The organism is Pedobacter sp. 22163 (assembly GCF_052045595.1).
In the GTDB taxonomy this organism is placed as follows: Bacteria; Bacteroidota; Bacteroidia; order Sphingobacteriales; family Sphingobacteriaceae; genus Pedobacter.
On sequence record NZ_JBQEPM010000010.1, the window covers coordinates 16,388 to 28,653 of the forward strand.

Sequence of the window (12,266 nt, forward strand, 5' to 3'; positions counted from 1 at the left end):
ATATAAAATGTTCCAATTACTCACAAGGTCCATTCCTTTCATCTATCCGCTTCAATATAAAAGATAGTACCATGGCATAAGCCACATAGGCCACAAATACAAAAAAACCAAGCTGAAGCGCTGAATTGTTGGCTGTTACGGTTCTAAGCGTTCCACTTTGTACATTCAATCCTGAAAGCTGGCTCTTCAATATACCGTTCAGGCCAATATAGGTCATGGCAATGCCAACCACCATTACATCTGCCATATCCCATTTACCAAGGTCGAAGGCGAGGAAGCGCAATACTTTTCTGCTGCCAAAAAGATGTCCGCAAGACACATGAACCCCTCTGGCGATAATTCGCAGCAAAGGCAATACCACCACAAAAACAAGCAACAGTACACCAACTAGTACCGCATCAGGCTTTGGTTGTTCAATCAGCGTTCCTATAATACCCAGTATGCTTTTGCTCTGAAAGAACAGCACCTGGTTATTAAAAGCAATCTTATCGCCTAAAAGGCTAAATTCGAGTGACTGGATACGCGCATCAACCTCTATAATCGGCGAAGTAACGCCAACAGTGAGCAAAATCACGGCAAACAAAAGCGACATGATAAATAGTGGTACATGCAACTGCACCGATTTTCTTAAAAAAAGCCATAATATGAGTGCAATAGCTATGCAGCCCAGCATCCCCAAGCCACATTGAAGAGTCTCTTTTTTAATCTGTGTAAGCCTTGAGTTTACCAAACGGTCGTACGCGGTTGCATTAGCAACATGATATTTACGGTAGATGTTCTGTTCTACAGTAGTAATGGTGGTATCGGTGCTGTCGTAGGTCTGATTTTCCAGTTCATCTAACTTACTTGTTGCTACACTTTTAAGCCTTTTAAGGCTTGTTGGACTGGTAATTTTAGCCACAATAGTTTTCGCAAAAGAAGGAACCTGGGCATGGAGCTCATCTACATCAACAAAACTGTTAAAGGCCAGTTTTTTCAGTTTACCGCCAAGGGTTTTCTGAGGCTTGGTAACCTCCGACACGGCCTTGTTTACCAAGCCATGCAGCTCTTTTTCAACCTCCTTGCGCATGTCTTTTTTCTGTTTTGCAGTTAAGCTGAAACCTCTTACCCTTCTGTCAACAACTGCCGAAATTTTTTCTCCCCAACGGTCAACCGAGAATATACCAAAAGTGATGTTGTTCGACAAGCTGTAATCTTCTTTGATCCGTTTCTGTTCGTAAGAAAGTGAATGGAAGCGGTAGCCAAAATAGGCCTCGCCCAGCAAAAGGATGCTGAGACCAACGATAAGTGCAAGTGGTGCAAACCAGTTCTTTTTTGCGTGGATATTTTTAGGAGTATTTGTTGTAGTTGCCATAATAAATCAGTCAGCTTTAATAAACAGGTTAGTGGGCATCATGTGGGGTAATAAACTTCAATATCGTAGAAAGAATGAGGCCATAAAGTACAAAACTGATGAATATGATATATCCCGGCTGCAGGGCTGTATTATTAGTGGTTAAGATGGTAAGTGAATCATTTTTGATATTGAGCGCCTGGAGCTGACCTTCGAGCAGGCCGTTCAGTCCGATGTAAGCCATTAGGATAGCGATTACAATCACATCGGCCATACTCCACTTGCCCGATTGGAAAGCGAAGTACTTAATAATCCCATTTTCAGCCAGACGTTTACTGCCCAAAAGATGCACCCCAGTTGAGCTCAGTTTAACTACCGGGAAAAGGATGCTAAATACCAATATCAGCACCCCCACCAGGATAGAATCAATTCCGGGCTGGCTAATAAGCACCCTCACAACATCCATAATACTTTTACTCTGAAAAAACAGCACCTGATCTTTAAACACCACATGTTCGCCAAGCAGCACAAAATCGAGCGAACGGATCCGGGCATCCACCTCGATCATCGAGGCGGTAAGGCCTACGAAAAGGAGAATGAACGCAAATAGCAGCGACATTACAAAGAGTGTAACATGAAGATCCCTGCGTTTGCGGAGCCCCCACCAAAAACCAAGAACAACCACTACGCAGGCAAGCATACCAAAGGAATAGCCATAAGTTTTTGTGCGGATATCGGCGAGTGAGGCACTGAGCTTTTTATTGAGCAGCCCGGTAGAGGATACCTGATATTTACGGTACATCGCCTTTACAGAAGCACCGTTAGCAACGAAGGCACTATCGAGCTTTTCCTCGTCGGCCAATTCGTTAAACTCGCCCATAGCCATTTTGCTTAACTGCCGCTTGTTCTTCGGATTATCCACCTCGGCTATAATTTTTCTGGCAAAATCAGGCACCTGCGCCCGTATGCTATCAGGGTTCACAAAATTGCGGATCGCAAACTTCTGGATCTTTCCGCTTAAAGTCTTTTTTGGCTTATTCACTAAGGCCTCTGCCTTATTAATGAGCGCAAGCAGCACCTGCTCTACCTCTCTTTGCAATATTTTTTTTTGTTTTCTGGTCATCTTCAGGTTGCGGACCTGGTGATGCACAATCCTGGATACATTATCTTTCCATTGCTGCACCGAAAACAGCCCATAGGTAATGTTGTTGATATCAGCATAATCTTCCTTAATGCGCTCCTGCTGATCAGAAAGCTCGTGCAGCCTAAATCCGAAATAAGCCTCCGTGCCAAGGAGTATGGAAAGGGAGAGGATGAGCAGAAATTTAGGGAGCAAAGACTTTCTTTCTCTTATGTGTGTTTTTTGTGTTTCCAAGCCGATTACTTTACATGCTTACCGCTGTTCTATTTTCTTACCCGTTTAAACATCGGTAAATTTTAAAAGGCATTTTACCAATGGCATTATTTGGTCAGGTATTGGCAAATACAACCAACAGTACCTAAAAAGGTTTTGAAAGCGAAAAAAAAAAGGTCTTTATGGCTGTAGATAACAGCCGATTCTGTAAAACGGATCAATCATCTTTCAGTAATTATCGGGATGTAAGTTTTGGGAGGGATTTCCACCAGGCCAGTAATTTTTCTTTTAGTTCAGTGGTAACTTTTGGTTCCTGTTCTGCCAGATTTAGGCTTTCTTTTTTGTCCTTAAAGACATTGTACAACTGGATATCACTTCCGTTGCTGTTCATCAGCAGTTTCCATTGGCCCGACCTGACAGCCAGATTCGGGCTTTTATCAATTGGTCTGGGAAATTTAAAGGCAATATCGTTGCGCCCATATTCCCAAAATATTTCTTTTCCCCTGGCTGATGGTGTTCCATTAAAAACCTGACTTCGATCCACACCGTCTCCTTTATAACCGCCCGGCAGTGAAATCCCAGCCATTTTAGCAAGAGAAGGCAAAAGATCCAATGCGTTTACAACAGAATTTTCATCTATTTTACCCTTACCAATGTGCCCCGGCCAGCTGATGATAAAGGGCATTCTCGTACCACCTTCATAAAGCGAGAGTTTTGATCCCCTCAATCCTTCTGCCCTGCTCCCGCGAAAACTGGGCAAAGGGCCATTATCACTGGTGAAGATGATAATGGTATTTTTATCTGCACCTGATTGCTTCAGACCGTCTAAAAGCCTTCCGATCTGAATGTCATATTCTTTCAATACCAGTTTAAAAGCCGCCTCTTCCTGCGGGTTCATCGGGAATTGGCCAGTGTACTCGCTTTGGTTCCTCGGTACCCAGGGCGTATGCACATCGTCAGGCCATAGGTTTATAAAACAAGGCTGATCTTTATGTTTTGAAAGAAAACCGAGTGTTTTGTCTACAAAATATTTTGTCCGGTCCCAGCGCTTAATACTGTCCTTGTCAGACCAAATCCAGTCTGTTGCGGTAATGGCCGGATCGGGATCAGGGCTTTCATAGGTGCTGGCGTGGACATCGAAACCGTACTGTTCAAATCCAGGTGCATTTTTAACATCCCTTCCACCTCCCATGTGCCACTTGCCAAAGTGCGCTGTGGCATAACCTGCATTTTTAAAAAACTTCGCAATGGTGGGTGCCCCTGGGTCAAGGAAATCGGCCTGTTCGGCTTCCCTGTTATGTTTTTTATTGTCCAGATAGGTACTAAAATTCCACCTGCCCGGATACATCCCGGTAAGCATGCCCACCCTTGATGGTGAGCAAATCGGCGCTGCACTGTAGTATTGATTTAGCTTTAAGCCGTTTTCCGCAAGGCGGTCGATATTTGGGGTGGGCACAAATTTACCGCCAAAGGTACCCACATCACTAAAACCCATATCATCGGTCAAGATAACAATGATGTTGGGCTGCCTGCCTGCATGGTTCCTTTTGCTTTGCGCAGCGGCGCTTAAGCCCACTGTTAAAAGTCCAATGGCCAATATCGCGCTACAGGTAATATATCTACTCATATATCTTATCGTTTATTCCGGAAACCTATTGAACGAAAAATTTAGAAATCAAAAATGATACTACCAAATCTATAGATTTAATACAGATAAAAATGTAATTAATTAGAATTATCCAACCATCAGCCTAACCCGGGTAAATTCCATTATTTAATTAAATGAAACAGATTTACTGATCGCTTGTTGAATGGATATATTCTCATTTTGATCTGATCCGCAATATTATGAAAGAGGAAAACATAAAAAAAGCCGCCAGGATATTGTTGGGCGCAGGTTTAATTACAGCAGGAATTGGACATTTAACTTTTGCGCGTAAGCCTTTTCAGGCCCAGGTACCCGATTGGGTGCCCTTGAAAAAAGATGATACCGTAGTATATTCTGGTTTGGTTGAAATTGCTTTGGGAAGCGCCTTAATACTTACACCAAAAAAATATGAAAGTACCATTGGCAAAATTGCAGCTGGGTTATTTGTGAGTGTGTTCCCGGGAAATATCGCTCAGTTTACACATAAACGAAGTGCTTTTGGGCTAAATACCGATGGAAAGCGATTCCTGCGTTTATTCTTTCAGCCCGTACTCGTGTACTGGGCATTAAAAGCCACGCAGCCTAAGCAGTTACGGTAAGTTTAATGGTTTCAAAATAACTATCCAGCTTTTTTCCTGGCCATCATCTGGTATACTGGATCATGTTTCGTTTGGAACTATGCTTTTGGCATCAGTTAACCGATTTAAGCAATTAACCTTTTGAGTTGGGAATTTGAACTGGTGGTCAGGAATAAATTAACGATTGCATTAGGTAATTAACCATGAACTATTGACTAATGACTAATGAACCAATGACCAATAAACCAATGACCAATGAACCAGCCCTACGTTTTAGCCTTTACCAAGCTGATTAATTTTTTTCACCACATCGATCAAACGGCTGCTGTAACCAAATTCGTTATCGTACCATCCTACCACTTTAACCAGATCGCCAACGATAGAGGTTAATAGCGAATCGAAAATACAGGAATGTGGATTGTCGATAATATCGACTGATACAATTGGATCTTCAGTATATTCAATAAGGCCTTTCAATTCGTTTTGTGCAGCATGTTGAAAAGCTGCATTAATTTCTTCTATGCTTGTCTTTTTCTTTAGCAAACAGGTAAAATCGGTTAACGATCCGTTTAAAACCGGAACCCTGATTCCTGCTCCACCTAAACGGCCATCCAGTTCCGGAAAAATATGGGTAATGGCTTTTGCTGCTCCTGTTGTAGTTGGAATAATAGAGGATGAAGCTGCCCTTGCCCTGCGCAGATCTTTATGGTTTGCATCATGCAGATTCTGATCGCCTGTCATCGAGTGGATGGTTGTAATATAACCTTCTTCAACACCCCAGTTATCGTTCAAAATCTTAATCATCGGGGCAATATTATTCGTTGTACAACTGGCATTTGATAGTACAGGGCTACTTAAATCAATCTGATGGTCGTTTACACCTAATACCACCATCGGAATATCATCAGCAGCCGGGGCTGAGATGAGTACCTGTTTTGCGCCTGATGTGATGTGTTTTTCTGCTAATGATTTGGTTAGGTTTTTACCCGTACAATCGATAACCAGATCCACCCTAAGTGCCGACCAAGGCAATTCATCGGCATCCTTGATAGCGAAGACCGGAATAGAAAGCTGATTGATTACCAATGCATCGGGTTTTGCAGAAACATTACCTGCGAAAACACCGTGAACAGTATCGTATTTAAATAAATGAGCCATCGTTTTGGCATCTGCCAGGTCGTTAATTGCCACTACTTCAAATCCCTCAGCCAATGCTAAGCGTAAAAATGTTCTTCCTATTCTACCAAAACCATTTATTGCCAGCCTCATTATTATAAAAATTAGAGCGCAAAATTAGTATTTATTTATCAAAGCAAAGACCTCATTATATAAGATGGAAAAGTGATGATGAAACCTTATTGCAGCGGCTATTTTTTTCATCTGCTTTAAAAAAAATGAGGTTCTTTTTTAGGAGCGCAGCGCCTGTACAGCTATTAAGGTTTGTTCCCGTTCTCCGCTGTATCCCTATGCTGCGCTCCGGGGATGCCGCTGCGACCGGGGCTCGGCAACTTCTAACCTGCAAGGAAACCGATGCAAAGCTGTCCGAAGTTTTGACATACAGGCCTTGGTTCAATAAACCTTATTGCAGCGGCTATCCTTTTTGTTGCACCAACCAACAACATTCTGCTAGCCTTCACAAAAAGATAGGAGCGGAAAGAAGGACTGTCCTAACCGATAGGCACTACATTAGCTTTACTAAAAAAGTAATTTACTTCTGGAGCGCAAAGTCATCTGCTTTTTTAAAACAATAAGTTTTTTTTAGGAGCGCAGCGCCTGCACAGCTATTAAGGTTTGTTCCCGTTCTTCGCTATATCCCTGCGCTGCGCTCCGGTGATGCCGCTGCGACCGGGGCTAGGCAACTTCTAACCTGCAAGGAAACCGATAAATTAAAACAAAGTTAATACCGAGGTGGTCAGTCTGAGCGTAGTCGAAGACTTTTAGAGTCTGATAAATTAAAAGAGAGACGCTTCGACTACGCTACCATTGACGTTATTACGTAATTAATTATTAAGAGGATTTAATTCGTTTTTGTATTTCCATCCAGCTAGGCCGTAGCACATTATCTCCGTTCTACTTAAATCCGGTCTAACAAATTTTTCGGGCAGTACTAACCAGGCCAAACCACTACCTTAGAAAGAAAACGGCGAAGCCCTCATGAATGCGGCTGAAAACTATAATACGAATGAATAAATTTTCAGCCGGTGTTTTTTGTTCCTTTTTGACACCAAAAAGGAAGAGCCCATCGGCGGCGGTGAGCCGAGGAAAGCATGAGCAGTAGGAAAAAAAACAATCAACTATTTACGTTATTAATATTGATTTTTATACAATAAATTAACCCTCAAGGTGGCACCTTTCTCGTTTTGCCCTAACCTATTAGCATTGACTTCGACTAGCGCCAACCACCACAAAAAGATAGGAGCGAAAAGAAGGACTACCCAAACCGATAGGCACTACATTAGCTTTACTAAAAAAGTAATTAACATCTGGAGCGCAAAGTCACCTGCTTTTTTAAAAAGGTTCTTTTTTTTGGAGTACGGGAACATATGCTAAATTAATTTTACCTGCCTTTCTTTTTTAGCAGGCTTAAGGTAAGCAAGGTATTAAACGCAATGCAGAGACCAATAATGAGCAAAATCAATACAAAATTTCCAAGATGCTGAAGGAAAATGGTGGCAGCTATTGCAGCCAGATTAAACCCAGCAGTAGAAATTACGATCCAGCTGGGCTTAAACCCTAACTGCTCTAAACGGTGGTGGATGTGGTTACGGTCTCCCTTAAACGGAGAACTTCCTTTTAAAATACGGATGGTAAAAACTCGTAATGAGTCGAAAATGGGTACAATCAGTATTGCTACCGCTATTGCCGGCGCAGAATAAAAAGCCGGCCTGCTTCCTCCGGTAAACTTATTGAGCTCGATAAACTTAATGGCTAATGCAGCAGAAATAAGCCCGATGATCAGTGCACCGGTATCGCCCATAAATATTTTTGCAGGAAACCAATTGTACTTTAAAAAGCCCGCTATGGCACCTGCCAACGCAAAGGCAATAAATGCATAAGGCACCTGCCCCATAGAAGAAAACAAAATACCGAAAACCAGGCTCGTTAAAATGCCAATTCCACCTGCCAATCCATCAATGCCATCTATTAAATTAAACGCATTATTCAGAAAAATAATTAGTGCAATCGAAAAAAGGCTTCCCCATAAAGGCGCCATATCTCCTATACCCAAAACACCGTACAAACTTGTTAAACGGAAGGCACCAAAAAAAACCAGGATAAAGGCTACTACGATCTGCAGAATAAATTTTGTACTGGTATTGGTGCCATAAACATCGTCTTTTAAGCCAAGTGCCGCAAGGATAATGCACGATGCAATTAAAAAATTAGCTTCTTTAAAATTAATAATGGCAGAAAAAAGCAAGATACATACGGTAAAACTACCCACTATGGCCAAACCGCCTAAACGTGAAATATTGCGTTTATGGTTTTTACGGTAAAGGTCATTCTTATCAAAAAGACCATACTTTAAAGAAGTATAGATTATACTCGGAATACTAATAATTACGATTGAAAAGGCCAAAATAAATATGGCTATGCATAAATAGTCAGGGCTGGTATTCAGAATATCTTTTAGCAAAACTTATAACGACTTGCGGGCAAATATAATCATAGTAAGCTAAACAAAATTGTGATGCAAAATGTTTGACATGACATTTATCAAAATAATCGACTTACGTCGTACTAAACAGACAAAAAATATTCCAGATGTTAAGCCAGCAACCATTAAATGACACTAAAAAACTGATTAATAACACTAAAACTGGCTGAGTTTGCTCAACTTTTTCTGCAGCAATACCCAAAAAGGCAAGGGCATCTTATTTCTTTTTAAGGCTTTATAATCATTAATAAAAGCAGAGACCCGGCTCATCACAGATTGGTTGCTTAGGCCTCCCATGCGCATATTTACCATTAAGATAGGCAGGTAAAGCGCTTTTATTTTATGGGTATAAAAGTAACGTAATATCAATTCATAATCGGCAGCGGTACCCAGGTCTAAGGCATAATCTCCATTTTTTTCAAACAACGATCTTTTCAAATACAGTGTAGGGTGAGCGGGCATCCAGCCTTTTTTAAGATCCTGAAAAGTGTTTTGTCGTGATTTCCACGTCCTGATCGTTTTATGTGTTGTAGGATGGATATAATTGAGGTCGCCATAAAGTCCATCTATGTTCGGTTGATCAATGAAAGCTTTGGCTATTGATGCCAACACATCAGGGTGTGCAAATAAATCATCGGCATTTAAAATTCCGATCACCTCTCCCGTCGCCCTCTTAATCCCCTTATTAATGGCATCGTATAAACCTTTATCTTTTTCTGAAACAAAATAATCAATATGATGTTGGTTCTCCTGAATAATATCCAATGTCCCGTCTGTCGATCCCCCATCAATCACCAGGTACTCCACGTCTGGATAGGTTTGCGCCACTACAGAATTAAAACACGCTTGCAAGAATGTTTCTCCATTGTAAACGACTGTAATAAGAGATATCTTCATGGTTACCAAACAGCGATTCTTCGGCCTTTTTAAGCTGAAAACTGTGGTAAAGATAAAGAATAGCTTTACATATACCGAAATAGTCTCCTATTCGAGCAGACAAAGATAATCTATAGATTATTTCTTCTTCTGATGATGAACACACCAAAGAGACCTGCGGCGGCGCCAAGAGTCCAGGAATAGTCGTCGAGGTTGCATTCAAGTACATAATCCGAATAGTAAGTACCTTTAGTAGCAATACCTGTTGAGCAGGTTATAACCTCTAGAGCTGTACCTACCCCCACTGCCAAGACTACACCTCCACCATTGGTACAAACATAGCAAGATTTAGCTGAACTAACAGTACCCGTATAACAGCCATTACTGTTAGTTCCGGGTGTAGTATAAGGAATGATTGTACCACCCAAGTTTATTCCAAGTAGTACACTAGCCGGGATATTATAAAAAGTGGTATTTATCCGACATCCATCTGCCTTACTGAGAAAAGGCACTGAACAAGATAACATAATTAAAAAGACATAATATCTCATATATCATTAATGTGATACACGAAGCTACTAAGCTTATAAACTAAAAAACTCGTTCGTTTTGTTCAATACGATATTAACGCTATAGCTCTTAGTGATACAACTTACCACGAAGGAATAACAAAAGCAACTACATAAAGACTATAAATAAACTGAGCTCTTTTTACGAATTATGATAAGACCAAGAAATCCGATGGAGCTTATTAAATATGGCATATAATCATCTAATGGTAATGCCATACAATTGTTATCTGACGGTAAGTAATCCACCAATGTACCTTGATCGCCCGGATTGGAATCATAAGCACATTTGGAACTCATGTTAGATGAAGTTCCAGGATAAGTTGCGTAATTATTTGATTTTATTCTTAAAATTCCACATTGAGTGTCAGTAACCCCATTTCGAATATGAATCCCGCTTGACGCATAATAAATCGGGATCAATTGTGTTCCCTCTGAGATGAAAGCACCCGGTTTTTGTATGGTATAAATATCATTTCCGGTCCTACAGCCTAGGGCTCCGAATGAATAGGAAAAAAATAAAACTGTTGATAAGACAGTTAAAAAGAGATGTTTCGACATTGTTGTTTGGTACTAATGGGGGCACATACGTAACTCCCACTATCAGAGATGTTCTGCGACAAAAAAATTAAATAATAGACAACTAAATTTTGGAACAAAGTGACGAAGTAAATCAACACAATTCCTAAATAATCGTAAGATTAATATTACAAAATTAACCAAAAAGGTATAATTAAATTACCTAACGAAATGAATATGAATAGAATATGACACTCTTATTTCACGCTATAATTTGGCAAAAACGCCCCAGGAAATGCTTAAACAAAGAAAAGATAAAGAATTCGTTTGAAACAAAATCAGAAATCCTTGACAATTGTCATGAACAAAATGAACGAGACTAAATAATTTTAATAAAAACCTAAATGGTTAAATGTTTTTAAACTTGAAACGTGTCAGAGAAAACGAGCCAATCCCAGCTAACGCAAACAATGCAAAGGGAGCATAGTCATCTATTGGGCAATCAGTAGGGGTAGTAGAAAAAGAAACCAGTGTGCCAAAATCGTCGCCTGGGCCATTATACCCTTTGATATAACAAGACCCCTGGCCATTGCCAAGCCCACCATAACAATAGACCTGAGACAATGTATATCTATTCGTAAAATTATCATTGCGATACTGAGGAACACCATTAAACAAAATTGAACCATCACGCACATAATATATAGTATTGGACCCAAGTGTAGCCTGGCATCCTGTAACAATTGCACCATAGGAGTATGATGCAGATAGCAATATTAAGACAAAGACTATTATGCGATACTTCATTAAAACTAGGGATAAGACTTATACAAAAGTATAAATCCCTAACAAAAGACACTACTAAAGATGTATAATCATACAAAAAATACTATTTTGACACTAATTATGAGTATTAAAATATTTGTCCCGCAATGTTTGATTTAGTTTAATTCAAAGATAGGCAGGCACGGAGACGTATAAATCCAGTGTACTTCCTAAACAGTTTTTCAAATCCTATATAAAACGTACAATGAGTTATATATTTATCCATGAGATTCAAAGTAAAAAATCAATGAAAATTGAAAGAAATCTTTAACTTTTCTACCATTTCTCGTCCAGTAATAATTCCCTAAGAGTAAGCTAAAAGATCGAATTTATTAAAATTGATTGTCCTTGTCATTCAGCTATCTTTAAACAAAAAACAGAGTTGATCTACTCGAAAAAACGCTAGAAAAAAGGAGACCATTACATACAATAGCAGAATTTTAATTAAAGTATAAATACAGTGTATACTAAACTATTTTAAGATAAAGTCCATTAATTCTAATATAGAAATAACTAAAAGCCGCTAGTGGCAAAATCAAACACCAAATATAATCATCAATAGGGCAATTTGCCATATCATAGTAGACTAATGTTCCGTTCTCTCCTCCTTGCCGTTTACATGTTCCACCAGAGCTTACTGGAGTTGTTGAAATATTTGCATATGAAGCTGTGCCAGTGGAGCACACTATGTTTAAATCAAATTCCCAATTCTGTCCTCCCCCGATTTGATCTCTCAAGATTGCGCTTGGGACGCTACAACCTACAACGGAACAAAAGCCACTAAAGCTTAAGAAAAAGGCAACGATACTTAATAGTATACTTTTCATTTATTTTCGAGAACAATTTTTTCAACAATAATGCGCAAAAATCGTATAATAAATATTACAAAAATAGATGTAATTGATA

The 12,266-nt window shown here is 39.9% G+C and carries 9 protein-coding genes; 1 reads left to right on the plus strand and 8 read right to left on the minus strand.

Going from position 1 to position 12,266, the window contains the following annotated elements:
• Positions 1-16: 16 nt before the first annotated feature.
• The 3 genes from ACTJKN_RS22395 to ACTJKN_RS22405 form a co-directional block, all read right to left on the minus strand.
• Positions 17-1,354 carry a paraquat-inducible protein A gene (locus ACTJKN_RS22395; protein WP_440827929.1) on the minus strand — a complete coding sequence of 446 codons (1,338 nt, stop codon included), beginning with the start codon at positions 1,352-1,354 and terminating at the stop codon, positions 17-19.
• A gap of 28 nt (positions 1,355-1,382) precedes the next feature.
• A complete protein-coding gene (locus tag ACTJKN_RS22400) occupies positions 1,383-2,708 on the minus strand; it encodes a paraquat-inducible protein A (protein ID WP_440827930.1) in 1,326 nt (441 codons plus the stop codon).
• A gap of 214 nt (positions 2,709-2,922) precedes the next feature.
• On the minus strand, positions 2,923-4,314 hold the full coding sequence (locus ACTJKN_RS22405) for a sulfatase-like hydrolase/transferase (RefSeq protein WP_440827931.1): 1,392 nt from the start codon (positions 4,312-4,314) through the stop codon (positions 2,923-2,925).
• Between the two features lie 221 nt (positions 4,315-4,535).
• Between ACTJKN_RS22405 and ACTJKN_RS22410 the strand changes: the two genes are divergently transcribed.
• A complete protein-coding gene (locus ACTJKN_RS22410) occupies positions 4,536-4,934 on the plus strand; it encodes a DoxX family protein (RefSeq protein ID WP_440827932.1) in 399 nt (132 codons plus the stop codon).
• 252 nt (positions 4,935-5,186) lie between these two features.
• Here ACTJKN_RS22410 and gap read toward each other — a convergent pair whose 3' ends face one another.
• From gap to ACTJKN_RS22435, 5 genes are all read right to left on the minus strand, one after another.
• The gene (gap, locus tag ACTJKN_RS22415) at positions 5,187-6,182 is read right to left on the minus strand and encodes a type I glyceraldehyde-3-phosphate dehydrogenase (RefSeq protein ID WP_440827933.1); all 996 of its coding nucleotides are present in this window, start codon (positions 6,180-6,182) and stop codon (positions 5,187-5,189) included.
• A gap of 1,288 nt (positions 6,183-7,470) precedes the next feature.
• Complete coding sequence (locus tag ACTJKN_RS22420; RefSeq protein ID WP_440827934.1) at positions 7,471-8,550, minus strand: MraY family glycosyltransferase; 1,080 nt, start codon at positions 8,548-8,550, stop codon at positions 7,471-7,473.
• A gap of 177 nt (positions 8,551-8,727) precedes the next feature.
• A complete protein-coding gene (locus ACTJKN_RS22425; protein WP_440827935.1) occupies positions 8,728-9,468 on the minus strand; it encodes a glycosyltransferase family 2 protein in 741 nt (246 codons plus the stop codon).
• A 110-nt stretch (positions 9,469-9,578) separates the two neighbouring features.
• On the minus strand, positions 9,579-9,974 hold the full coding sequence (locus tag ACTJKN_RS22430; RefSeq protein ID WP_440827936.1) for a hypothetical protein: 396 nt from the start codon (positions 9,972-9,974) through the stop codon (positions 9,579-9,581).
• Between the two features lie 1,853 nt (positions 9,975-11,827).
• Positions 11,828-12,187: a hypothetical protein gene (locus tag ACTJKN_RS22435; RefSeq protein WP_440827937.1), complete on the minus strand. Its 360-nt coding sequence runs from the start codon at positions 12,185-12,187 to the stop codon at positions 11,828-11,830.
• Between the last annotated feature and the right edge of the window lie 79 nt (positions 12,188-12,266).

Excerpts from the sequence above, each read along its gene's own strand:
- ACTJKN_RS22395 (WP_440827929.1), bottom strand. The coding sequence starts at position 1,354 with ATGGCAACTACAACAAATACTCCTAAAAATATCCACGCAAAAAAGAAC.
- ACTJKN_RS22405 (WP_440827931.1), bottom strand. The coding sequence starts at position 4,314 with ATGAGTAGATATATTACCTGTAGCGCGATATTGGCCATTGGACTTTTA.
- ACTJKN_RS22410 (WP_440827932.1), top strand. The coding sequence starts at position 4,536 with ATGAAAGAGGAAAACATAAAAAAAGCCGCCAGGATATTGTTGGGCGCA.
- gap (WP_440827933.1), bottom strand. The coding sequence starts at position 6,182 with ATGAGGCTGGCAATAAATGGTTTTGGTAGAATAGGAAGAACATTTTTA.
- ACTJKN_RS22425 (WP_440827935.1), bottom strand. The coding sequence starts at position 9,468 with ATGAAGATATCTCTTATTACAGTCGTTTACAATGGAGAAACATTCTTG.
- ACTJKN_RS22430 (WP_440827936.1), bottom strand. The coding sequence starts at position 9,974 with ATGTTATCTTGTTCAGTGCCTTTTCTCAGTAAGGCAGATGGATGTCGG.
- ACTJKN_RS22435 (WP_440827937.1), bottom strand. The coding sequence starts at position 12,187 with ATGAAAAGTATACTATTAAGTATCGTTGCCTTTTTCTTAAGCTTTAGT.